Origin of the sequence: Burkholderia sp. AU15512 (genome assembly GCF_002223325.1) — a bacterium.
Classification (GTDB): Bacteria; Pseudomonadota; Gammaproteobacteria; order Burkholderiales; family Burkholderiaceae; genus Burkholderia.
On sequence record NZ_NKEX01000006.1, the window covers coordinates 1,105,820 to 1,127,945 of the forward strand.

Annotated in this window: 16 protein-coding genes, 2 pseudogenes and 2 riboswitches; of the genes and pseudogenes, 10 read left to right on the top strand and 8 right to left on the bottom strand. The window is 66.7% G+C overall.

Annotated elements, in window-relative coordinates; all coding sequences use genetic code 11:
- The first annotated feature begins 381 nt into the window (after nt 1-381).
- The gene (locus CFB43_RS24350; RefSeq protein WP_089498126.1) at nt 382-846 is read left to right on the top strand and encodes a hypothetical protein; all 465 of its coding nucleotides are present in this window, start codon (nt 382-384) and stop codon (nt 844-846) included.
- A gap of 139 nt (nt 847-985) precedes the next feature.
- Here CFB43_RS24350 and pal read toward each other — a convergent pair whose 3' ends face one another.
- The 3 genes from pal to CFB43_RS24370 all read right to left on the bottom strand — a co-directional run bounded on the left by pal (nt 986) and on the right by CFB43_RS24370 (nt 4,358).
- Nucleotides 986-1,477 carry a peptidoglycan-associated lipoprotein Pal gene (gene pal, locus CFB43_RS24355; RefSeq protein ID WP_089496910.1) on the bottom strand — a complete coding sequence of 164 codons (492 nt, stop codon included), beginning with the start codon at nt 1,475-1,477 and terminating at the stop codon, nt 986-988.
- Nucleotides 1,478-1,885: 408 nt separating this feature from the next.
- Nucleotides 1,886-3,097 carry a porin gene (locus tag CFB43_RS24365; RefSeq protein ID WP_089496911.1) on the bottom strand — a complete coding sequence of 404 codons (1,212 nt, stop codon included), beginning with the start codon at nt 3,095-3,097 and terminating at the stop codon, nt 1,886-1,888.
- A 238-nt stretch (nt 3,098-3,335) separates the two neighbouring features.
- Nucleotides 3,336-4,358: an ABC transporter substrate-binding protein gene (locus tag CFB43_RS24370; RefSeq protein ID WP_089496912.1), complete on the bottom strand. Its 1,023-nt coding sequence runs from the start codon at nt 4,356-4,358 to the stop codon at nt 3,336-3,338.
- Nucleotides 4,359-4,492: 134 nt separating this feature from the next.
- Nucleotides 4,493-4,614, bottom strand: a riboswitch (guanidine-I (ykkC/yxkD leader).
- Nucleotides 4,615-5,046: 432 nt separating this feature from the next.
- Nucleotides 5,047-5,180: riboswitch (guanidine-I (ykkC/yxkD leader) on the top strand.
- A 57-nt stretch (nt 5,181-5,237) separates the two neighbouring features.
- Here CFB43_RS24370 and CFB43_RS24380 point away from each other — a divergent pair.
- The 6 genes from CFB43_RS24380 (at nt 5,238) to CFB43_RS24405 (ending at nt 14,305) form a co-directional block, all read left to right on the top strand.
- Nucleotides 5,238-5,993, top strand: coding sequence for an urea amidolyase associated protein UAAP1 (locus CFB43_RS24380; protein ID WP_089496914.1), 756 nt, complete (start codon nt 5,238-5,240; stop codon nt 5,991-5,993).
- Nucleotides 5,994-6,006: 13 nt separating this feature from the next.
- A complete protein-coding gene (locus tag CFB43_RS24385; RefSeq protein ID WP_089496915.1) occupies nt 6,007-6,663 on the top strand; it encodes an urea amidolyase associated protein UAAP2 in 657 nt (218 codons plus the stop codon).
- A gap of 151 nt (nt 6,664-6,814) precedes the next feature.
- The gene (uca, locus tag CFB43_RS24390) at nt 6,815-10,408 is read left to right on the top strand and encodes an urea carboxylase (RefSeq protein ID WP_089496916.1); all 3,594 of its coding nucleotides are present in this window, start codon (nt 6,815-6,817) and stop codon (nt 10,406-10,408) included.
- Nucleotides 10,405-12,312 (top strand): allophanate hydrolase, encoded by a 1,908-nt coding sequence (gene atzF / locus CFB43_RS24395; RefSeq protein ID WP_089496917.1) that lies wholly within the window; start codon nt 10,405-10,407, stop codon nt 12,310-12,312. The genes uca and atzF overlap by 4 nt, the downstream gene beginning before the upstream one ends.
- Before the next feature lie 64 nt (nt 12,313-12,376).
- Nucleotides 12,377-13,351 carry an ABC transporter permease gene (locus tag CFB43_RS24400; protein WP_089458251.1) on the top strand — a complete coding sequence of 325 codons (975 nt, stop codon included), beginning with the start codon at nt 12,377-12,379 and terminating at the stop codon, nt 13,349-13,351.
- Between the two features lie 45 nt (nt 13,352-13,396).
- Complete coding sequence (locus CFB43_RS24405) at nt 13,397-14,305, top strand: ABC transporter ATP-binding protein (RefSeq protein ID WP_089496918.1); 909 nt, start codon at nt 13,397-13,399, stop codon at nt 14,303-14,305.
- 39 nt (nt 14,306-14,344) lie between these two features.
- Here CFB43_RS24405 and CFB43_RS24410 read toward each other — a convergent pair whose 3' ends face one another.
- The 5 genes and pseudogenes from CFB43_RS24410 to CFB43_RS38915 all read right to left on the bottom strand — a co-directional run.
- On the bottom strand, nt 14,345-14,923 hold the full coding sequence (locus tag CFB43_RS24410; protein ID WP_089496919.1) for a hypothetical protein: 579 nt from the start codon (nt 14,921-14,923) through the stop codon (nt 14,345-14,347).
- 42 nt (nt 14,924-14,965) lie between these two features.
- Nucleotides 14,966-15,421: a VOC family protein gene (locus CFB43_RS24415; RefSeq protein WP_089498127.1), complete on the bottom strand. Its 456-nt coding sequence runs from the start codon at nt 15,419-15,421 to the stop codon at nt 14,966-14,968.
- Between the two features lie 693 nt (nt 15,422-16,114).
- A pseudogene (locus tag CFB43_RS24420) lies at nt 16,115-16,456 on the bottom strand (response regulator transcription factor); the annotation flags it as partial.
- 273 nt (nt 16,457-16,729) lie between these two features.
- Nucleotides 16,730-18,664, bottom strand: coding sequence for a S53 family peptidase (locus tag CFB43_RS24425; protein ID WP_089498128.1), 1,935 nt, complete (start codon nt 18,662-18,664; stop codon nt 16,730-16,732).
- A gap of 1,011 nt (nt 18,665-19,675) precedes the next feature.
- Nucleotides 19,676-19,786 (bottom strand): annotated as a pseudogene (locus CFB43_RS38915) (alpha/beta fold hydrolase); the annotation flags it as partial.
- Between the two features lie 372 nt (nt 19,787-20,158).
- Between CFB43_RS38915 and CFB43_RS24435 the strand changes: the two are divergent.
- Genes CFB43_RS24435 through CFB43_RS24445 form a run of 3 tightly spaced genes read left to right on the top strand, consistent with a single transcriptional unit; the run spans nt 20,159 to nt 22,050 of the window.
- Nucleotides 20,159-20,371: a hypothetical protein gene (locus tag CFB43_RS24435; RefSeq protein ID WP_089496921.1), complete on the top strand. Its 213-nt coding sequence runs from the start codon at nt 20,159-20,161 to the stop codon at nt 20,369-20,371.
- Between the two features lie 51 nt (nt 20,372-20,422).
- Nucleotides 20,423-21,343 carry a DUF692 domain-containing protein gene (locus CFB43_RS24440; RefSeq protein WP_089496922.1) on the top strand — a complete coding sequence of 307 codons (921 nt, stop codon included), beginning with the start codon at nt 20,423-20,425 and terminating at the stop codon, nt 21,341-21,343.
- Complete coding sequence (locus CFB43_RS24445) at nt 21,340-22,050, top strand: methyltransferase domain-containing protein (protein ID WP_089496923.1); 711 nt, start codon at nt 21,340-21,342, stop codon at nt 22,048-22,050. Before CFB43_RS24440 ends, CFB43_RS24445 begins: the two co-directional genes overlap by 4 nt.
- Nucleotides 22,051-22,126 lie beyond the last annotated feature (76 nt).

Below are 22,126 nucleotides of genomic sequence, written 5' to 3' on the forward strand. Positions count from 1 at the left end.
GTTCTTCAGTAGCCGCTGCCACCTCCGCCACCGCTTCCGCTGCCTCCCGAGCCGCCACCGCCATACCGGCTCATGCCCGGTCCCTGCGCAGGGCCGCTACCCGACGACATACATCCCGCCGACAGCACGAGCACCAACGCGGCGATCAGCGCCGCGGCCCACCTTGCCGATTTCATGTCCGCCTCCTTGCCGCGCGCGGGACGCTGGAAAGGCCGGTTCGCGTGAACCGCGCGTCTGCGTGCTGACGGAACATGAAACGTTTCGGGCGGGCGGGTTATTCCATGCATTTTGTGGATCGTTGAACGCGAAGGGGCAGACCGGATGCATCTTGCCGCCTTGGTACACTCCGGCAGCCGCCATTCCGGTTCCGACTACAAAAACATGAGTGCTACCGTAGAACGTCCGCCGTCGCGTCCGTCCCATTCCGTCGTGCTCGGCTGCGTGTCGTTTGCTATCGGCGGCCCGCTGGTCGCATCGCTCGTCTGGCCGGCCGTGATGCTGATCGCGTGGTCGTTGATCGACGGTCCGTCGTGGGAGGTACTGAAAGTCAGCGCCGGCATGGTGCCGCTGATCTTCTTCGCGTCGTTCCTGTTCGGCTATTTCGTGCCCGCGGCCGTGGCGGGCGGCATCATGGGTGCAATCGGCACGCGAATCCGGCGGCGCTGGTTCGTGCTGCTGGGGATGATCGTCGGGGCAGGCGCGATGATCGGCTTCGTCGAACTCGTGGCCTACCTGCTGAAATCCGACAAGGTCGGTGACATCAACGCGATCGCCACGCTCGATGCGATCGTGACGTCGGCCGCGCTGTCGTACTGGCTGCATCGGCGGCTCGCACGCCGGCGTTGAATGCGACGCCGTGCGTCAGCGGGCGCTGTGTCGTTGCTCGCGAGCATGCAGCGGGCGGCACCGCGCGGCCGCTTCTGCGGCCCGTGGGCTGGCATGCCGTTCCTTAAGCAGAAGCCGCCGCCGTCGCGGCGGCCTGTGATCAACGATAGACGAGATCGGCGCGGCGATTCTGCGCCCACGCATCCTCGTCGTGGCCGAGCGCAACCGGCTTTTCCTTGCCGAGGCTGACCGCCTCGAGTTGCGTGGCCGGCACGCCGAGCGTTTCGAGCCCGCTCATCACGGCCTGCGAGCGGCGTTGGCCGAGCGCGAGGTTGTATTCGGACGTGCCGCGTTCGTCGGTGTTGCCCTGGATCAGCACGTGCCGCGCCGGATGGCTGCGCAGGTAGTCGGCATGCGCCTGCAGCAGCGACTGGTATTCGGGCTTGACGGAGTACTGGTCGAAATCGAAGTAGATGCTGCGTTTCGCGAGCGGGCTGTTCGGATTGTCGAGATCGTCGGCCGTCACCGTTGCGACGGCTTCGCTCGAGGGTGTTGGCTCCGTGCCGGCATTCTCGGGCGTCTTCGCCGCATTGTGGCAACCGGCCAGCAGCACGAAGGTTGCCAGGACTGCAAATCGATTCGTTTTGCTCATCGTTCGTCTCCAGCGGTTGACTGCGTTGAACGCGTGGGGCGTGCGACGGGCACGCCCGTATCCGGCCGGCATGGCGCGAAAGGTCCGGCACGCACGGCGTGAAGCGCGTTCGTAAGCCGGTGGTGCGCCATATGAAAGAGTGTCGCGACCGGAACGCCAAATCTCGGCGTCGCTGCAAACAGATTAGGAAAAATGTCACAGCGTGACCAGTTTCTCCGCATTTTTTTGCGCCGATGCGACAGTCCGGGCCGCATTTTTGCCGTTGTGATGGGCGATGCCGCAGCGAAAAGGCCGCGCACGGGCGCGGCCATTCCGGTTCGGAGCATGACGATCGGGTGGTGCTGGAGCGCTTGCCTGATACGTCCGTCGGCGCAGCAGCGTTGCGCCGCGTCGCTCCGTCTTGCGTCGTCAGAACTTGTGCCGCAGCCCCAGGGCGACGACGACCTGGTTGCTGTTCGCCGACGGCGTCAGCGTCCAGACGGTTGCGTTGAATGCGGGATTGCCGTTGCCGCCGCTCACGCTCTGGTAGACGCCTTCGAGATACGCATCGGTGCGCTTCGACAGCGCATAGTCGGCTTGCGCCACGACCTGATTCCATTTCGGGCGCGTCTGGCCGGTGCGCGTGTCGAAGCGGCCCATCGTGTACGTGTAGGCGGCCGAGAGGCTCAACGCCCGCGTGACGACGTAGCGCCCGTCGATCGAGAAGTTGTCGAACACCAGCGATTCACCCTTCAGCGGCGCGATGCCGCCGCCCTGGAGCACGCCGGTCACGCCGTCGGTGGTCGAGTGCGACCACGCGGCGCCGACCGAATGCGGCCCGAATGCGTAGCGGCCGGCCGCGGCCCAGATCTGCTGGTTGCCGCCGGTGATCGTCGCCGAGCCGTCGACCGTGCTGAGCGCGCCGTTCGGGTTCGGCGCATTGCGGTCGCGGCTGATCTTCAGGTAGCCGGCGCCGAGCTTCAGCGGCCCGTTCGCATACGACACCCCCGTGCTCCACGCCGCGTTGTTGGAGAACTGGCCGGCCGTGTTCGAGAACCCGAACATCGCGCCGAACGTCAGCCCGCGGTACGTCGGGCTCGTGTACTTCACGGCATGGTTGATGCGAAGGTTGCGGTTCGAATCGTCGTTGTCGTACGGATGCACCGCGAGGTTGCCGCCCCAGCCGGGGCCGGACGCGCCGAGCGGCGTCACGAAATCGAGGATCAGGTCGTACTGGCGGCCGAACGTGAGCGTGCCGGCCGTCTTCGAGCTCAGGCCGATCCATGCCTGGCGGCCGAACAGGTCGACGCCTTTCTGCGACAGCGCGCCGGTGGTGCCCGAAAAGCCGTTCTCGAGCGTGAAGACCGCGGCCGTCCCGCCGCCCAGATCCTCACGGCCGCGCAGCCCCCAGCGCGACGCGTTCAGTGCGCCGCTCGTCATCGCGACGGTGCCGCTGCCCGGCGAGCCGGCGCCGTGCGTGCGCTGGTTGGTCGCGTAGGTGATCGACGTGTCGATCAGGCCGTACAGCGTCACGCTGCTCTGTGCGTATACCCCGCCCGACGCGAGGGCGGTCAGGCAGGCGGCAATGGCGGTCCCCGCGAGTCGAGTGCTGGCGTGCTGGTTCATCTTGTAGGAATGCATAGGAGTTTTTATCGTTTTTCCGGCCCGGTGGCCGGCGGATCGAGCGGCCATTATTGGAGATCGTGCGGCGCTCGATTAAGGCGTTGCACAGGAAAGGTCCTCTGCAAAATCGCGTGGAATCGCGGCGAAGCGGGGGCGGGGAGAGGGTCAGGCGGCGGCCGCGGCCGCGCCTCGACGCGGCCGGGTTTGGCGGGAGTGAGCGCGAGGGGCCGGCGCCCGAAGCCCGGCCCCGCGCCCGTCAATGCGGCATCACGAGGCGCGGATCGATATACGCGTCGATGTCCTGCGACTGCTTGTATACGCCGTTGCGTACGTTGAACGCATTCGCGTTGCGCGTCGAGCCGTAGATCGAATCGAGCCCGTCGCCCTTGCGGAACGCGCGCTTCGCGGCGCCTTCGTCGAGCAGGTGCGTGCCCTTCAGCAGCGGGAGGTATTGCTCCGGCGCAAGCCCGACGCGGGCGGACATGATCCGGACCGCGTCGCTCTGCGTCTTCGGATCGTTGATGTAGGCGACGCAGCGGTACCAGACCTTGATCACCTTGGCCCAGTCGGCGCGGCGCGCGGCGAGGCTGGCCGGCGCGACGGTAATGGCGTCGTAGATCAGCCCGGGCGCATCCGCCGACGTGAAGATCGCACGTGCGCCCGGCGCGCGCTTCAACGCCTCGCCCGCGTTCGGCTGCCAGGCGGCCACCGCGGCGATGTCCGTCGACGAGCCGAGCACCTGCGGCAGTTCGTTGGTTTTCGCGTTCACGAGCGTCACGTCGCCGTCCTTCAGCCCGTGCTTCTGCAGCGCGGTTTCGAGCAGCAGGTGATCGACGAGGCCGAGTTCGACGCCGACCTTCTTGCCCTTCAGCGCCTCGACGCTGCGCAGCGGCGGCTTGGCGACGATCATGTCGTTGCCGGCGGAATAGTCGGTGAGCAGGATCATCACGTTCTTCGCGCCGGCCGAGCCCGTCACGAGCGCGTCGCCGTTCGTCGCTGCGACCGCGTCGAGCTTGCCTGCCGAAAACGCGTCGAGCGATGCCGAGTAATCGAACCATTCGAAATCGACGTCGACGCCGGCTTCCTTGAACCACCCCTTGTCGAGTGCGACCTGGAACGCGACCCAGCCGGGCCAGTCGCTGTAGCCGATCTTGAGCGGCGCTGCCGCGTGCGCGGCGGGCGTCATGAGGAGCGTGGCGGCCGCGGCGGCGGCCCCCAATGCGTGACGGACGGAACGGCGGGACAGCAGGCGGCGGAGCGCCAGGGCGGGGCGGGTCATCGTTTTCTCCAGGAGACCGGGATCGGGATCGATACGGACCGTGCTCGTGCGCGGTCCGGCCGCGTGGCCGGTTCCTGCGGAGGCGGAACGAATGAAGCGGCCACGGAGAGGCGCGACGGCCGTTGCCATCGCCAATCTCCCGGGCTTTTGTCCCGCCGTGTAGCGCGTGCGCGTCCGGTCTCGCGATCGGACGTACCCGCGCCGGGCTGCTCTCGGACCAGACGTTCGATGAACCGGAACCCTAGCACCCCTAAGATGCGACGCCGCCGCACCTCTCGGCGTCATGCCGAGCGAGAAGCGTGCCAACGGCACGCGGCGGGGCGGCTCAGGGGCGGCGCGACCTGCGCTGCAGCTCGATGAAGCGGGCGGAGAAGAGCGCGCTCAGCGCGCGCCGGAGCAGGTCGAGCTTGTTCATGAGGTGTCGCGTATCGAGTGAAGGTGCATGCATCGAGCAATGCCCATGCCATCGCCGGTCGTGTCGTGCAGGCGGGCGCGGCGCGCACTGCGCCGGTGCGGGCGCGCGTTCGCATGGTGCGCGGCACGCCCGCCGCGAGGGCGGCCATCCGCATCCGGTGCGGTATCCGTCAGCGCGCGCATGCCGGAAAGCCGCATGGCGCGGCGATTCCTCACACGCTGGCACGCAACTCGCTTAGTCAGTGCCCGAGAGGTGCGAAGCAATTTGCATCATCTTCAGGATCGCTAGGGTTCCGGTCGTGCGGCGTTCGCGCCGCGCGATGGCTGGTCCGAGAGCAATCCGGTCTTGTCTTCTCCTCGTTTCGAGGAAACGGCGAGGCTCCACGGAGGGATAAAAGCCCGGGAGGTCGCGATGTCGTTCGGTCGCCCTCTCACGCCTTTTGTCCAACCGACCACGGAGCCGCCATGTCGCCGCGCCCCCAAGCCGTCCTTGCCCCGCCGCCACACGTCGTGTGGGAAACGCTCATTCCCGCCGGAACCCACTGGTCCGGCATCCTGCGCCGCGGTCTCGCGCTGCGTGTCGTCGATGTCGACGGCGGTGCGAATCTTTCCGCCGTGTTTCATCGCCAGGAAGATCCGCTCGAACGCTACAACATGGCCGACACGCTGAAGGCGCAGCACACCGCGCATCTCACCCGCGGCCATGCGCTGTACACCGACATGGGGCGCGTGATCGCGTCGATCACGGCCGACACGCTCGGCTGGCACGACCCGCTCGGCGGCGTCGGCGATGCGCGGCTGTTCGCGCACAAGTACGGCACGTCGTCGTACCAGGTCGATCGCAACGCGATGATCCGCAACGGCCGGGACAGCCTCGTGCTGGAACTCGCGAAATACGGGCTGTCGGCGCGCGACCTCGTCGCGAACGTCAATTTCTTCAGCAAGCTCGACACGCGTGACGACGGCGCGCTCGATTTCGTCGCCGGACATTCGCCGGCCGGCAGCGCCCTCGATTTGCGCTTCGAGATGAACACGCTGGCCGCGTTCTCGACCGCGCCGCATCCGCTCGACCCGCACCCGGACTACGCGCCGAAGGCGGTGAAGCTGATCGCGTACCGCGCGTATCCGGCGGACGGTGCCGCGCCGGAGGACGACCCGTGCCGCCGCGCGTGCGCCGAGAACGTGCGCGGCTTCGCCAACACCGATCGCCTGTTTGCGTAAGGAGCGCCGAGCCATGCCGATCATCGAAAGCCGTCTCGACCCGCGCGATGCCATTCACGACACCACATTGAACGCGGGCGAACCGTGGCTGCACGACCTGAAGCGCGGGCAGGTCTTCCGCATCCTCGACCTGGAAGGCAACCAGGCCGTCGACACGCTGTTCTACCGGTCCGACGACCCCGAGGAGCGCTACAGCGCGCAGGACACCATCCGCGCCCAGCGCAACCTGTACCTGAGCGCGGGCAGCGTGCTGCTGTCGAGCCGGGGCAACCCGATGGTGACGATCGTCGCCGATACCTGCGGCCGTCACGACACGCTCGGCGGCGCGTGCGCGGCCGAGAGCAACACCGTGCGCTATGCGCTCGACAAGCGGCACATGCACAACTGCCGCGACAGCTTCCTCAACGCGATCACGCACTGCACGTGCGGCGCGGGCGCGCGGCTCACCAAGCGCGACCTGGTCGGCAACGTCAACTTCTTCATGAACGTGCCCGTCACGCCGCTCGGCGGGCTGACCTTCGAGGACGGCATTTCCGCACCGGGCAAGTATGTGGAGATGCGCGCGGAGATGGACGTCACGGTGCTGATCTCGAACTGCCCGCAGCTCAACAATCCGTGCAACGGGTACAACCCGACGCCGGTGCGCCTCACGATCTGGGAGGCGAAATGAACGACCCCCACGCTCACTATCGTTCGCTGCCCCCCAAGGGGGCGGTTGCCGTCCACGGCCGGCTTTGCAAAGCCGGCCGGCTGCGCGGGCGCGGAGCGATGCTCCGCGAATTCCCCGCTACGCCCCTTGGGGCGGCCCGGCGGGAGGCAACATGAGATTCACGAAAGTCCTCGTCGCGAACCGCGGCGAAATCGCGTGCCGCGTGATCCGTACGCTGAAGCGGCTCGGAATCGCGTCGGTCGCGATCTACTCCGACGCCGACCGTGATGCGCGCCATGTGGCGCTCGCCGACGAAGCCGTGCGGGTCGGCCCCGCGCCTGCGGCGGACAGCTACCTGAACGTCGCGGCGATTCTCGCCGCCGCGCGCGAGACGGGCGCGCAAGCCGTGCATCCCGGCTACGGCTTCCTGTCCGAGCACGCCGGTTTCGCCGACGCATGCGAAGCCGCGGGCCTGCGCTTCATCGGGCCGCGCGGCGACCAGATGCGCGCGTTCGGGCTCAAGCACACCGCGCGCGAACTCGCCGCCGCACAGGGCGTCGCGCTGCTGCCGGGCACGGGCCTGCTCGACGATGCGCGGACGGCGCTCGCGGCAGCGGATGCGATCGGCTATCCGGTGATGCTGAAAAGCACCGCGGGCGGCGGCGGGATCGGCATGTCCCTGTGCCGCGACGCCGCGCAGCTCGAAGCGGCGTTCGATTCCGTCGTGCGGCTCGGCGCCGCGAACTTCGCGCATGCGGGCGTGTATCTCGAGAAGTTCGTCGAGCACGCGCGGCACATCGAAGTGCAGATCTTCGGCGACGGCCGTGGCGATGCGATCGCGCTCGGCGAGCGCGATTGCTCGGTGCAGCGCCGCAACCAGAAAGTGATCGAGGAAACGCCTGCACCGGGCCTGACCGCTGAAGAGCGTGCCGCGTTGCACGCGAGCGCGGTGCGGCTGGCCCGTGCGGTGGGCTATGCGTCGGCCGGCACGGTCGAATTCGTGTTCGACGCGACTGCGCGCCAGTTCTATTTCCTCGAGGTGAACACGCGGCTGCAGGTCGAGCATTGCGTGACCGAGGCAGTGACGGGCATCGATCTCGTGGAATGGATGATCCTGCAGGCGGAGGGCGACCTGCCGCCGCTCGACACGCTCGCCGTTGCACCGCGCGGCGCGAGCATCCAGGTGCGGCTCTATGCGGAGGATCCGCACAAGCAGTTCCTGCCGAGCGCGGGGCTGCTGACGCACGTCGCGTTTCCGGACGACGTGCGCGTCGACGGCTGGATCGAGGCGGGCACCGAGATCAGCGCGTATTACGATCCGCTGCTCGCGAAGCTGATCGTGCATGGCGAGACGCGCCGCGACGCGCTGGCCGCGCTGCAGCGCGCACTGGCGCGCACGGAACTGTACGGCATCGAAACCAACCTTGACTATCTGCGCGCGATTGCCGGTTCGGATACCTTCGCGCGCGGCGCGTCGACGACCGCCTTCCTGTCGCGCTTCGCGTTCGCGCCGCACACGATCGACGTGCTCGACGGCGGCGTGCAGACCACCGTGCAGCAGGCGCCCGGGCGTGTCGGCTACTGGAACGTCGGCGTGCCGCCGTCCGGGCCGATGGACGATCGCGCGTTCGCGCTCGCGAACGCGTTGCTCGACAACGCGCTCGACGCGGCCGGGCTGGAATTCACGATGGTCGGCGCGACGCTGCGCTTCAACGCCGAGACGCTCTTCGTGCTCGGCGGTGCGCCGCTCGCGGCATCGCTCGATGGCGAGCCCGCTCCGTTCTGGCAGGTGCTGCGTGCGCGGCCCGGCGCGGTGCTGAAGCTGGGCGGCGTGACGGGCGCCGGCGTGCGCGCATGCCTGGCCGTGAAAGGCGGGCTGCAGGTGCCCGACTATCTCGGCAGCAAGGCGACTTTCACGCTCGGCCAGTTCGGCGGCCATGCGGGGCGGGCGCTGCGCAAGGGCGACGTGCTGCATCTGGATGCGGCAGCCGGGCGCGGCGACGCGGGCGCCACGCTGGCCGCGGCGGACATCCCCGCGCTGACGCACGCGTGGACGCTCGGCGTGCTCGACGGTCCGCACGGTGCGCCGGATTTCTTCACGCCGGACGACATCGCGATGCTGTACGGCACGCAGTGGACGGTTCACTACAACTCGAGCCGCACCGGCATCCGGCTGATCGGCCCGAAGCCGCAGTGGGCACGCGCGGACGGCGGCGAGGCCGGCCTGCATCCGTCGAACATCCACGACAACGCGTACGCGATCGGCGCGGTCGATTTCACCGGCGACATGCCGGTGATCCTGGGCCCGGACGGCCCGAGCCTCGGCGGCTTCGTGTGTCCGGTGACGGTCGTGCATGACGAGTTGTGGAAGCTCGGGCAACTGCGGCCGGGCGATACCGTGCAGTTCGTGCGCGCCCGAGTGTCGACCAAGCGCTCCGCCGACATGGCGGTTGTGCGTCCGGCATCCACCGGCACGCCGGACGACTGCGTGCTGCATCGCGACCCGTCGGCCGGCGGCGGCCTCGGCGTCGTCTACCGGCGCTCGGGCGACCGCAACGTGCTGGTGGAATACGGGCCGCTCGTGCTCGACCTGAACCTGCGTTTTCGCGTGCATGCGCTGATGTGCTGGCTCGACGCGCACCGGCTGCCCGGCATGCTCGACCTGACGCCGGGCATCCGGTCGCTGCAGGTGCAGTTCGACGCGCGGACCTTGCCGCTCGACACGCTGCTCGCGCATCTGCAGGCGGCCGAGCGCGAACTGCCGGAAGTCGCCGACATGCGCGTGCCGAACCGCATCGTGCATCTGCCGCTGTCGTGGGACGACCCGTCGACGCGGGTCGCGATCGAGCGCTACATGCAGTCGGTACGGCCCGATGCGCCGTGGTGCCCGAGCAATATCGAGTTCATCCGGAGGATCAACGGCCTGGCCGGCATCGACGACGTGAAGCGCATCGTGTTCGACGCGCGTTATCTCGTGATGGGCCTTGGCGACGTGTACCTCGGTGCGCCGGTCGCGACGCCGCTCGATCCGCGTCACCGGCTCGTCACCACGAAATACAACCCCGCGCGCACCTGGACGCCGGAGAACGCGGTCGGCATCGGCGGCGCGTACCTGTGCGTGTACGGGATGGAGGGGCCGGGCGGGTACCAGTTCGTCGGCCGCACCGTCCAGATGTGGAACCGCCACCGTACCACCCGCGAGTTCGAAGCCGGCAAGCCGTGGCTGCTGCGCTTCTTCGACGAGATCCGCTTCTACGAAGTCGGCGAGGCGGAGCTGGCGGAACTGCGCGCGGATTTCGTCGCGGGGCGCGCCGGGCTGAAGATCGAGGAATCGGTGTTCGATCTCGGCGCATACAACCGTTTCCTGCGCGACGAGGCCGATTCGATCGCCGCGTTCAAGGCAGCGCAGCAAACGGCGTTCGAAGCGGAGCGCGAACGGTGGCGGGTGGCCGGCCATGCCGAATACGTCGGCGACGCGGCGCAGGGTGACGCGGATGCCGCGCGGGAAGCCGGCGCACTCGCCGACACGCAGCGCGCGATTGCCGCGGACGTATCGGGCAGCGTGTGGAAGGTGCTGGTCGAAGCCGGTGAACGCGTGACCGAAGGGCAGGTCGTCGCGATCGTCGAGTCGATGAAGATGGAGGTCGCGGTGACGGCAACGGAAGACGGCACGATCGAGACGATCGATTGCGCGCCGGGCGCGGCGGTGGTGGCCGGCCAGCGGCTGATGGTGATGAAGGCGGGCGCCGCCGAGGAGGTCGCATGAGCACGACGGAACGTTCGATTTTGCCCGGCGTCCGCTCGATCGCCGCGCTGCGTGCGCGCTATGCGGCGGGCGACCTGACGCCGCACGCGCTCGTCGACGCGATCGCCGCGCATTTCGCCGCGGGCGATTCGCATCATGCGTGGATCCGGCCGCTGACGCATGGCGAGATGACGGCTTACGCCGACGCGCTGGCCGGGCGCGACCTCGCGTCATTGCCGCTGTACGGCGTGCCGTTCGCGATCAAGGACAACATCGACCTCGCCGGCATCCCGACGACGGCAGCCTGCCCGGCCTACGCGTACACGCCGGCGCGCAGCGCGCCCGTCGTCGAGCGGCTGATCGCGGCCGGCGCGATCCCGATCGGCAAGACCAACCTGGACCAGTTCGCGACCGGGTTGTCGGGCCAGCGCTCGCCTTATGGCGCGTGCCGCAATGCGCTCGATCCGCGCTATGCATCGGGCGGCTCGAGCGCCGGGTCGGCGGTGGCCGTGGCGCTCGGCGTCGCGTCGTTCTCGCTGGGTACCGACACGGCCGGCTCCGGGCGCGTGCCGGCCGCGTTCCACGGGCTCGTCGGGCTCAAGCCGACCAAGGGCGTGTTGAGCACGCTCGGCGTCGTGCCGGCCTGCCGGTCGCTCGATTGCGTGTCGGTGTTCGCGCAGTCGGCGGCCGACGCGCGCACGGTGTTCGCCGCCGCGCACGGCGTGACCGACGGCGATCCGTACGGGCGCGCATGGCAGCCACTGCTGGGTGCGGACGGGCTACGCGCGCAACCGGCGCGACCGTTCGGGCAATTGCGCTTCGGCACGCCGCGCGCCGACCAGCTGCAATTCTTCGGTGACCAATCGTATGGCGCGGCGTGGCGTGCCGCGCTCGAGCGCCTGCGCGCGACCGGGGCGCGGATCGTCGAGATCGATTTCAGCGCGTTCCTGGCCGCCGCGCGGCTGCTTTACGAAGGCCCGTGGGTCGCCGAACGGCTTGCCGCGATCGGCGCCTTCGCCGCGCGGGAACCGGACGCGCTTCATCCGGTGATCCGCGAAATCGTCGGCGGCGCGGCGCGCTTCAGCGCGGCCGATGCGTTCGCCGCGTTCGACACGCTCGCGACATTGCGCGTCGACGCCGGTCGCGCCTGGGACGGACTGGACGCGATCGTCATGCCCACTTCGGCGACGACAGCGACCATCGACGCACTCGAAGCCGACCCGATCGGCGTCAATTCGCGTTTTGGTTATTACACGAACTTCGTCAACCTGCTCGACCTGGCGGCGATCGCGGTGCCCGCCGGCCTTTGCGAAACCGGGCCGCATGCCGGGCTGCCGTTCGGCATCACGTTCGTCGGGCGCGCGCACGACGACGCGCAACTGCTCGATCTTGCACAGGCGTGGGGTGACGCGGAGGAACGTGGCAGCGGTGAGGGTGGCGGCCTGCAGACGGACGTCGCCGGCGACGCGTTCGCAACGGCGGCATCGGTGCCCGGCGCGTCATCTGGCGTCGTGCGCGTGGCTGTCGTCGGCGCGCATCTGAGCGGTGAGGCGCTCAACTGGCAGCTCACCCAGCGTGGCGGACGTTTCGTCGCCGCGACGACGACAGCGCCCGCCTATCGTCTCTACGCGCTGTCCGCGGCCGCATCCGGCGGCGTCGCCAAGCCGGGCCTCGTGCGTGTGCCGGACGGCGGCGCGTCGATCGCGGTCGAGCTCTGGGAGATGCCGGTCGACGCGTACGGCAGCTTCGTCGCCGGCATTGCCGGCCCGCTTGGCATCGGCACGCTGACGCTCGCGGACGGCTCTCGGGTGCAGGGTTTCCTGTGCGAAAGCGCGGCGCTGGCCGGCGCGCAGGACATCACGCACTTCGGCGGCTGGCGTGCCTACCGTGCGAGCGCCGCGACCGGCGCAGGCGCATTGCAATGAACGTCCGGTCGCGCGGTGCCCCGGCATGCGCGCGACCGGCATCTGAAACGATACGGAGATTTTCATGCCAACGACCCGCAACACGACCGGATGGCTTGCCGTGCGCCGCGAGCTGACGACCCGCGGAAAATGGACGCTCGGCGTGGCGTCCTTCCTGCTGCCGTTCGCCGTCTGGTGCCTGATCAGTTATGTGCCGTTCATCTGGCATCCGCAAATGCGCGTCACGAATCCGGGCAGCGTCGACTACTTCCAGACCGGCATGCAGATCGATCGCGACGTGTTCGACGACGAACTCGCCCATGCGCGAGCGACCCACGCGGCCGTGCCCGAAGGCGTGCGCGCGAACCCGGTGTACCTGCCCGCGCCGCACCAGGTGCTGCGCGCGTTCTACACGGCGTTCACGACCCCGCCGGCATCCCGCGACGGCGTCTGGCTGCACGAGAGCCTGTGGCACAGCATCCGGATCATCTTCTGGGGCTTCGTGATTTCATCCGCGATCGGCGTGCCGCTCGGCATCGTCTGCGGCACCTTCAGCGTGCTCGCGCGGCTGCAGGAGCCGTTCCTGGAGTTCTTCCGCTACCTGCCCGCACCGGCGTTCGGCGCGCTGATGGTCGCGATCCTCGGCATCTACGATGCGCCGAAGGTCGCGATCATCGTGATCGGGACGCTGTTCCAGCAGGTGCTGATCATCGCGAACACGACGCGCAAGCTCGAATACGGGCTGTTCGAGGCCGCGATGACACTCGGCACGAAGAAGCTGAAGCTGCTCACGCACGTCGTGATCCCCGGCGTGCTGCCGGACCTGTATCGCGACCAGCGCATCCTGCTCGGCTGGGCCTGGACCTACCTGATCGTCGCCGAACTCGTCGGCACGAGCTCGGGCATCACCTGGTACATCAGCCAGCAGGCGCGCTACCAGCATTTCGACAACGTGTATGCGGCGATCCTGATGATCGGGATCATCGGCCTCGGCACCGACATCGTGCTTGGCCTGCTCGGCCGCCGGCTGTTTCCGTGGGATCGCACGCTGAACGCGTGACGCCCGTTGACGCCCACCCATCGACCGATTTCCGCGGAGACCATCATGCAGAACCCGCAAGCCGTTCCCGATTACCTGATGCAGTCCGACGCGGTGCGCGAGCGCTTCGCGCGCCTGAAAACCCGCGACGTGATACTCGACGTGCGTCATGTCGGCAAGCGTTTCGCGACACCGCAGGGCGAGTGCACCGCACTCGACGACATCAGTTTCCGTACCTACCGGCGCGAATTCGTGTGCGTGATCGGCCCGTCCGGCTGCGGCAAGTCGACGCTGATCCGCATCCTGGCCGGGCTCGACGCGCAGACGAGCGGCGAGGTGCTGCTCGACGGCAAGCCCGTGCAGGGGCCGGGCGCCGATCGCGGGATGGTGTTCCAGGGCTATACGCTGTTTCCGTGGCTCACCGTGAAGAAGAACGTGATGTTCGGACTCCGGATGAACGGAAGCAGCAGCGGCCAGGCCGAGCGCGAAGCGCTGCAGTGGCTCGATCTGGTCGGGCTGACGCGTTTCGCGGATGTCTATCCGCACCAGTTGTCGGGCGGGATGAAGCAGCGCGTGGCGATTGCCCGCGCGCTCGCGAACCGTCCGCGCATCCTGCTGATGGACGAGCCGTTCGGCGCGCTCGACGCGCAGACGCGGGCGCGAATGCAGACGCACCTGCTCGACATCTGGCGCAACATCGACGTGACGATCCTGTTCATCACGCACGACCTCGACGAGGCGATCTTCCTGGCGGACCGGATTCTCGTGCTGAAGGCGAACCCGGGGGCGGTGCAGGAGCTGATCGAGGTGCCCGTGCCAAGGCCGCGCGACGGTGCGCAGGTCAATACGCCCGAATTCATCGCGACGAAGGCGCGGCTCGAGGCGCTGATCCATCCGAAGGAGGCGGTGGCCATCGACGACGGCGTGAGGCCGCACATGATCCGCATGACGGATGTGTCGGACAACGTCGAGTAAGAGGTAGGTGATGAAAACGGGCGGACGGTCGCTACGTGTCTACGCTCGGGCGATCGCCAACGCCGTCGCGACATCGCCGCGGCGATATGCAGCCCGAACGGCTGCCGTCGTGGCCGCGATGACCTCCGGCGGGGGTGACTTTCGCAGGCGCACGGCGACGCGCGACAGTGATGCGAGCTGCGTCCGGAGGTCGACGATCAGCCGGCAGCAGCGAAAACCGTGGGACGCGGCCTGCGGGTGGACGGCGGCGTCGGCAAGCCCGGCCGTCCACTCGACGCCGCGATGGCGCCTGACTGCATCGAGGTGCGGCAGATGGCGTGCGTCGCCCGACAACGCGATCAACAGCGCGGCCCATTGCGCGCCGCGCCATCCATGTTCCTCGTCGCGCGTGAGGTCGGCCAGCAGCGCGTCGTCCAGCACGGACAGGCTTTGCTGGCACAGGTAGTGGAAGTCGAGCGGCTGGCAGCGGACCTGCGGGTAGTCGCGCAGCACGTGCCCGAGTTCGGCGCCGGTCTCGACGGCAGCGGCGAGAAACCGTTCGGCCGGCGCGGGACGATTCAGCAACAGCGTCGGCACGCTTCGGTAGAGCCGGTGGATGTCGTCGGGGTGATAGTGCATCGCGAATGTCGGGGTGATCGACCGGCGCGCGCGGTGCGCCGTTCAGGTTTTCGGCGGGTCGCCGGACAGCAGCGCGGTGTAACGCCGCTGCATTTCATCGGGTTCGACCGCTTCGAACGTATGCCCGATCAGCCAATCGTAGCCGAACGGATCACGAATCTTGCCCGAACGCTCGCCGTAGAACTGGTCCTGGATCGCGCGTGTCAGCTGCGCGCCGGCCGCGATCGCGGCGGCGATCGTCGCGTCGGCATCGTCGACATGCAGGTGAAGCGACATCGGCGCCTTGCCATCCGGGTCGAGCGCGAAGATATCGTATTCGGGGAACTCGTCCGAGATCATCAGCGTGCACGGCCCGAGCTGCAATTCCGCGTGGCCGATGCGTCCCGACGGCTCGACGAGACGAAATTTCTCCTGCGCGCCGAATGCCTTCGCATAGAACGCGATGGCGTCGTCCGCGCGCCTGGCGCGCAAATAGGGGAAGACTTCGTGAATCGCCATGGTGCCCTCCGGTGGGTGGTGCGGGTGACGCTCGATTCTGTCGGGCCTCGCCGGCCCCTTCCTGAACAGGATTGACCGCCTCGTCTGACTCGGAAACGGCGGATGTGACGCCCGGGCCGGGTCGATGAAGGATCGCAGGTCTTCGCCGGGGCAGCGGCCGCGGATCATGTCGTTTACCGTGCCGTGAACGGCGAACACGCTGATTCTACAGACTTCCAGTTGAAGGTCGCCCCGGGGAAACCGACGGCGAAACGGGTCTGCCAGCCACCACGTGGTCGTCGCGGGCCGTCCGTCCGGAGGGCCGGTGTTGGCCAGGACGAAACTTCCGGTGCAGTTTGCCGCAAGGTAGGCGCCGGCGTTCCATTGCGACCTGAGCCAGTCACATGCGGCGGACTGTCGTGCCGGCAACGGGTCGAATGCGTTGCCGACTGCATCGCCGGCGCGGTCGCCCAGGATAACGCCGACGATCGCGCGAAGTTGCGCCGCTACGTCGAGCAGAAGGCGGCGCGGCGCGAAGGGGCGCACTGGCGCCTGTACCACGCGCCGCGCCAGCAGGGCGAGGAGGGCGAGGAGGGCGATTTCGCTTGCCGACAGTTCGAGCCGGCCGCCAACCGGCGCGGACAGCACGCGCGCCTGACAGTCGAGCCGCCAGTCGTTTGCCACCCAACGGCCGGGTGCCTGAAGAATGGCGTCGAGTTCGAGCAGTTTCACCGGCTTGACGAGATAGTGATCGGCGCCGCCAATCAGGCCGTCGATTTTGTCCTGGGTCTCTCCGCGCGCAGTCAGCATCACGATGCCGCGGTCGAGATGCCGGGCCCCGAGCCACACGGCCGCATCGAAGCCGCTCCCGTCCGGCAGCATCACGTCGATGATCGCGAAGGCGAGATCCGACGCCCGTTCCTGGAAATCCGCGACCGTACCGGCCTGATCGACGGTCCAGCCGCGTTTTTCCAGCAACTCGGCGATTTCTTCGCGCAACTCGACCTCGTCGTCGAGCAACAGCACTTTGGCCATACTGCTAACTTGGATCCGCATTGTGTGGTTGCGGATTCTTTGCTTATGTCCGTTCCGATCGGTGGCGCCGCGGCGTTGGATAGCGCGATGCAGCCGTCGTCGGCCCCGCGTTTGCCTGCGCGTCGCAGGCGCGGGGATTTCAGCCGAACGAGGCGGCTGCGGTCGTGTTTCGTGGCAACAATCGAGGCGCGGGATGAACGTGAGGCCAACCCCGGTAAGCCGTGCCGTCACGTGAGCCCGACTGGGCAACGAGAGGCGCGGCGAGCTTGCCGCGCCCCCTCGGGCCGTGCCGCGTTACTTGACGGAGCTCGCGCTGACCTTCGCGAAATCCAGGCTGCCGAAGCCGGTGTCGTCGTCCCAGCCGGCCTTCGCGGTGTAGCCGTGGCTACTGTAGCCGTTGTTGCCCGACGTCACGTCGTGGAGTAGCGACGTATGGGTCGGGAGGCCCTGATAGAACGCCGAAGTCGGCAGGCCGAGGCTGTTGTTGTTGGCCGATTCGACACGTGCCCAGCCGCCGACGAAAATCGGCGAAGCGAGGCTCGTGCCACCGACGAGCTGGTTCGTCTGTCCGTTGATGACGATGTATGCGCCCGTCGACTGCGCGGCGTCGAACGCCACGTCGGGCAGTACGCGCTTCGTTACCGTGCTGCCAAGCGCTGCGGTCTGCCAGCTTGGTGCGGTCTCGAACGCGCTCACGCCGCCGCCCGTCGCCCAGATCCGCACGGCGTTGTCGACCGGGTTGCCGTTGCTGTCGAGGTCCGCATAGGCGACGCCTTCGTTCCACACGGTTTCGCCGGCCCACGTCGTGGTGCCGGTGGTCGATAGCGTCGTGCCGCCGACGGCGACGACGTACGGCGAGCTCGCGGGCGACGACACGCTGTACTTGGACAGGTTGATCGTCGTCTTGACCGACGTGCCGTTGTACGTGCCGATGTAGCCGGGTGCGCCCTGCGGTGACGTCGACCACTGATAGACGCCCGCGTCGCCTGCCGAGACGGAGAACACCTGCCCTTGCGCGACCGCCTGCTTGAATACCGCGTCGTCGGCCGCGAGCGAGCCGTCCGAGTTGGCGGCCGTTTCGTCGAGGCCGAGCGACACGTTGATGACGGTCGCCTTGTTGTCGGTTACCGCCTTGTTGTAGGCGGCGGTCAGCGTGGCGTCGGTGAGGCCGCTGTCGTTGCTGTCGCCGTTGATGGCCGAGTAGAAGATCAGCTGTTTGACGCCGCCCGACGTGCCGATGATGTCCTGGCTGTCGAGATCCCACTCGCTCGGATCGCCGTCGTCGGCCAGCGTGCCGGGGCCGCCCGCGACCACCGCCGTGTTGACGGTTGCCAGGCCGGCGTTCTGCGTGAAGGTGTTCAGGTCGGCGATGGTCTGGGTCATGTCGCCCCAGGTGATGATGCCCACCGTGGTGTTGGTCGCGGCGGGCAGGCCGCTCGCGTCATAGATCTTTGCGAAATCGGTCGGCTGATGGCCGACTTGCGAGCCGGCGGTCGCATTCTTCGAGATCGCATTCGGCTCGACGACGGCGGCCGGCGCGAAACGGTGGAGCAGGCGGTGCGGCACGGCAGCGTTCTGCAGGCCGAGCACCGAATCGACGACCGGGCCGAGCGACGCCGGGATCAGCGCCGCCGAATCGTTCGCGTAGACCGGCTTGCCTCGATAGTTGAAGCGCTTGATGCTCGCCTGGAAGCCACGCTGCACGTTACCGGCATTACCGTCGGCGGCGATCAGTGTGTTGTTGTCCGAGACCGTGATGTTGCTGAAGCCGTTCGCCTTCAGATGAGCGACTACCGCCGCGACCTGCGCGTCGGTCGGCGAGAAGCGTGCCTTGAATTGGGCCGGCGTGAGGTACTTGTGATAGCTCGCGCTACCCGGCTGGTTGACGTCGCGAAGGAAGGTGTCGAGCTGGTCCGCGTTGCGGTTCTTCAGGACCACGGTCACGTGCAGCGGCTGGCTCAATTCGAGCGGCGTCACGTGCGTATCGGTGAGCGCCGGCGTGCCGACGCTGTTCAGCGAATAACCGGGTGCCGCAGCGGACGCGGCCAGTGCCTGCGATGCGGCCGCGGCTGGTGCATTCGGCAGGAGGAACGCGCTGGTGCGCGTCTGGACCCAGTTGGTTGCCGCCTGGGCGGACAGCGGGACCATCGTGGCTGCTACTCCAACTGCAATTGCCGTCAGCGCAAAGCGTTGCAGGCGTTTGCGATTGAGGTATTGAGTTCTCTGCATTGTGAGCTCCGAGATTTCGACGAAGAACGGGTACAGCGCGCGGCCCGGATCGCGGGTAGCGAAGGGCGGCCGATGCAACCTGACGCAAGCCAGAACGATCAGCAGAATTCAAGGCGACATAAGTATTCCTCCCCACCCACCATCAGGATTTGAGGCCGGTCCGGTATCGGGCTCGCGTATCGCGGGCGCGGATTCTGCGCTCGGCCCTCTTGTTTGCCGGGCTGTGCCGCGATCGTGCGTGCGGTGGTCCGACAAATGCGTTGGGTACAGTCCGCGGCTTGCGGATGGAACCGCTTCGATTCGTTCCCTGTTGATTAGGAATGCAATTTATTGGAGTCGAAAAAAGGCGATATCGAGATGCCGTTAGACGACCTGGATGCCGGTAACTTCCTTGCGACGCATCTAAGAAACGGTCCAGCCTGAAGCAAAGCTGGATGAGGGTGAATCGAAAATATTTCCCTGCTGGAGGTAATCGCGGTTTGCGAACCGGATATCGACCTCGTAGTAACGTAATTAAAATGGAAGTTATTTGTCGGGTTTTTGATTTTTTCGCCGTTCAAGCTCCCGCCGGTATTTATTGCAGGAAAAGATAGCAAGGAAGAAAACGGAGCGTCAAATATTTTTTGATGGAATCTAAAATGTTTAGATCGAGGTTTGGCAGGGTTGCCGAGAAAGGTTTCAAAGCTTGCGGGAGTCGTAAGCGGAACGTAGGGGCGTCGCGCTGAAGGCGCGAGGCGACATGAACCGGTTCCCTGGTTGAACGTGACGAGCGGGGAGTCAACGGGCTCGCTGCGCCGCTGCTCGTTCGAGCGTGGCTCGATACAGCGAGGTGACGGTGAGCAAGGGGCAGGGGATTGCGCCAATTTAAAAGGATTGCAGAATATTTTTATCGTTTGAATCGACATGATGACGGGTGGCTGGCGGTTCGATGTGTTCGTGGGCGGCTCGCGTCGACATACCGCTCGCTCGAAACGACGGCCCTGGCTGTCCCTCCCCGAAGGGCAGGCTGCCAGCCGACCGGAGACCGGAATCGGTATAAGGCACGATCTGGTCGTCGTCGCCGTGCCTCACGAGCCCGGGAGTCGTTGTGCCCTTCAGGTCTTCCGTGAAGTTGGTCCGCGAGACTTGCGGAATATCGATTGAATACCCCCGTCCGCTCAATCGATTTAATCATTTAGAAAATTTTGTCGAATGCGGCGGTGCGAAGCGTGCCCCGTTATTTGATGCAATGAATTTCGTCTTTGTTTTATTTTTAGAAATTGATTTTTTTTGAATCGCGGCGATAATGAATTGAAAGGCTCGCGGAGCCGCGCCACACGGGCGATTCCGCCCGGTATTGCGCTTTATTTATGTAAAGACTCCATATCTCATTGAAATGAATTTTCAAAATATCGATTCCTGGATTTGCGCGAAATAACTGCTATAACGGATTTCAGCTGTCGGTCGGAAGTGGGTGTAATCAAAAGTGTTCAACTACAGGTGAAGGGGTATGAAATGGCAAACGACGACGTGAAGAAGCTGATTGTGCAATCGGCCGAGGCGGCCGAACTTGCTGCCCAGTGCGCGGCGAATCTGGCGAAATGCGCCGCGGCATACCATGCCGCAGTGGCGCGGGCAGCCTCCGCGAAATGCGCCGCCACCGCCGCCAAGTGCGCGGCGAACGCGGCCCACTGCGCGGCCAATGCGGCAAAGTGCGCGGCAAACTGACATGCCTCGCACGGATACGGGCTTCATGGCGGACCACCGGAGGAGTTCGCCATGAACGTCCCGACGCTGGGTGTAGGACTTCAGTTCAATCCGTCGCTGATTGGCTGGTTTCCGTTTCTCGAGCAGTCGCTCGATGCGCTGGAAATCCTGTTCGACGGCGTGATGACGCCGCTCGACGGGCCCGGGCTGATGCTGCCGGCGACGGTTGACATGATGTCCGCAGTCGCCGCGCGCTTTCCGCTCGTCGGTCACTCGAACTACGGCGGCGACTTCGGGTTCGATGATCTGGCGAGCACGCCGGCGGTGCGGCGCCACGTGCCCCTCGCCGGGAAATTCAACGTCCCGTGGGTCTCGAACCATTGCTTTTACAGCGACGCATCGTGGTGCGACGTGTGGAGCAGTCCGCTGCAGTTCTCGCATGCCGAGGTCGTCCGGGTCGCCGACCGCGCGCGCGCGTTGCAGGACCTGTACGGCGTTCCGCTCGCGCACGAGAACGCGGCCTACTACCGGACGTGCCCGGGAAGCGAAATGCAGGAGGCGGAGTTCCTCGCCCGCGTCGTCGAGCGGTCGGGCACCTATCTGCACCTCGACCTGCACAACCTGTATGCCAACGGGCAAAACCATGGCGCCAGTGGCTATTCGGTCGCGCGTTTCCTCGACACGATCCCGATGGACCGCGTCATCTGCATCCATATGGCCGGCGGCCGCTGGTTCGACGACCAGTACCACGATCTGCACGACACTCAGGTCGTCGAGCCGGTGTGGGACTTGCTCGACGACGTGCTGTCTCGCGCGCGCCCCGGCGCGGTGATTCTCGAATACGAAGCCGAGGCGCTGCACAGCCGCGAAGAGACCCTCGACATTGCCCGCTCGATCGACGTCGTCCTGGCCGATCTCGAGCGCGGACGCGCGGCGTGGGACCGTGCCTACGGCCCCGCCAGCCGCAGAACAACACAACGGGAGGCAGCGTGAAAGTGGGCCACGAGATCGACGTCGCGCCGGCGAACTGGACGTTCGGCGGCAACGTCGCAGATACCTTTGTCGACCACGTTCGCCGGTCGGTGCCGTACTACGATGCCGGGCACGACCTGGTTTGCCAGCTCAGCGATTTCTTCTGCCATGGCGACAGCGTCTGCTACGAGATCGGCGTATCCACGGGCCAGCTTTTGCGGAAGCTGGCCGAACATCATGCGTCGAAGCCGGGCATCCGGTGGGTCGGCATCGATCCGGTCGAGTCGATGATCGACAAGGCGCGGCAGCACTGCGTGGAGGTGCCCAACATCGAGCTTGAAACCGGCGACGCGCGGTTGTATGACTTTGAGAAGTCGGACCTGATCGTCTCGTTCTATTGCATGCAGTTCATCCCGCCGAAGGACCGGCAGAGCGTATTCGACCACATCTACGAGCGCCTGCACTGGGGCGGGGCCTTCATTCTCTTCGAGAAAGTTCGCGCGCCGGATGCGCGGTTCCAGGACATGACCGTGTCGCTTTACAACGACTACAAGCGGCGCGAGGGCTTCTCGGCCGACGAGATCCTCAACAAGACAGCGAGCCTCAAGAGCGTCCTGGAGCCGTTTTCCACGGAAGCCAACCTGGGGCTGCTCAAGCGAGCGGGATTCGTCGACGTCACGACCGTCATGAAGTACCTGTGTTTCGAGGGATTCCTCGCCATCAAGTAGGCCGCTGCGAGCAGACCTTCCGGCGATCGGGATGCCCTGCGAGGGGATCGCCGTGGCCGCGAGCGAGCACACTCTT

Bases quoted from the DNA above. Each gene is read 5' to 3' on its own strand.
- pal (WP_089496910.1), bottom strand. From the start codon at position 1,477: ATGAGCAAAACGAATCGATTTGCAGTCCTGGCAACCTTCGTGCTGCTG.
- CFB43_RS24405 (WP_089496918.1), top strand. From the start codon at position 13,397: ATGCAGAACCCGCAAGCCGTTCCCGATTACCTGATGCAGTCCGACGCG.
- CFB43_RS24415 (WP_089498127.1), bottom strand. From the start codon at position 15,421: ATGGCGATTCACGAAGTCTTCCCCTATTTGCGCGCCAGGCGCGCGGAC.
- atzF (WP_089496917.1), top strand. From the start codon at position 10,405: ATGAGCACGACGGAACGTTCGATTTTGCCCGGCGTCCGCTCGATCGCC.
- uca (WP_089496916.1), top strand. From the start codon at position 6,815: ATGAGATTCACGAAAGTCCTCGTCGCGAACCGCGGCGAAATCGCGTGC.
- CFB43_RS24365 (WP_089496911.1), bottom strand. From the start codon at position 3,097: ATGCATTCCTACAAGATGAACCAGCACGCCAGCACTCGACTCGCGGGG.
- CFB43_RS24425 (WP_089498128.1), bottom strand. From the start codon at position 18,664: ATGCAGAGAACTCAATACCTCAATCGCAAACGCCTGCAACGCTTTGCG.
- CFB43_RS24380 (WP_089496914.1), top strand. From the start codon at position 5,238: ATGTCGCCGCGCCCCCAAGCCGTCCTTGCCCCGCCGCCACACGTCGTG.
- CFB43_RS24370 (WP_089496912.1), bottom strand. From the start codon at position 4,358: ATGACCCGCCCCGCCCTGGCGCTCCGCCGCCTGCTGTCCCGCCGTTCC.
- CFB43_RS24400 (WP_089458251.1), top strand. From the start codon at position 12,377: ATGCCAACGACCCGCAACACGACCGGATGGCTTGCCGTGCGCCGCGAG.
- CFB43_RS24350 (WP_089498126.1), top strand. From the start codon at position 382: ATGAGTGCTACCGTAGAACGTCCGCCGTCGCGTCCGTCCCATTCCGTC.
- CFB43_RS24435 (WP_089496921.1), top strand. From the start codon at position 20,159: ATGGCAAACGACGACGTGAAGAAGCTGATTGTGCAATCGGCCGAGGCG.
- CFB43_RS24440 (WP_089496922.1), top strand. From the start codon at position 20,423: ATGAACGTCCCGACGCTGGGTGTAGGACTTCAGTTCAATCCGTCGCTG.
- CFB43_RS24385 (WP_089496915.1), top strand. From the start codon at position 6,007: ATGCCGATCATCGAAAGCCGTCTCGACCCGCGCGATGCCATTCACGAC.
- CFB43_RS24410 (WP_089496919.1), bottom strand. From the start codon at position 14,923: ATGCACTATCACCCCGACGACATCCACCGGCTCTACCGAAGCGTGCCG.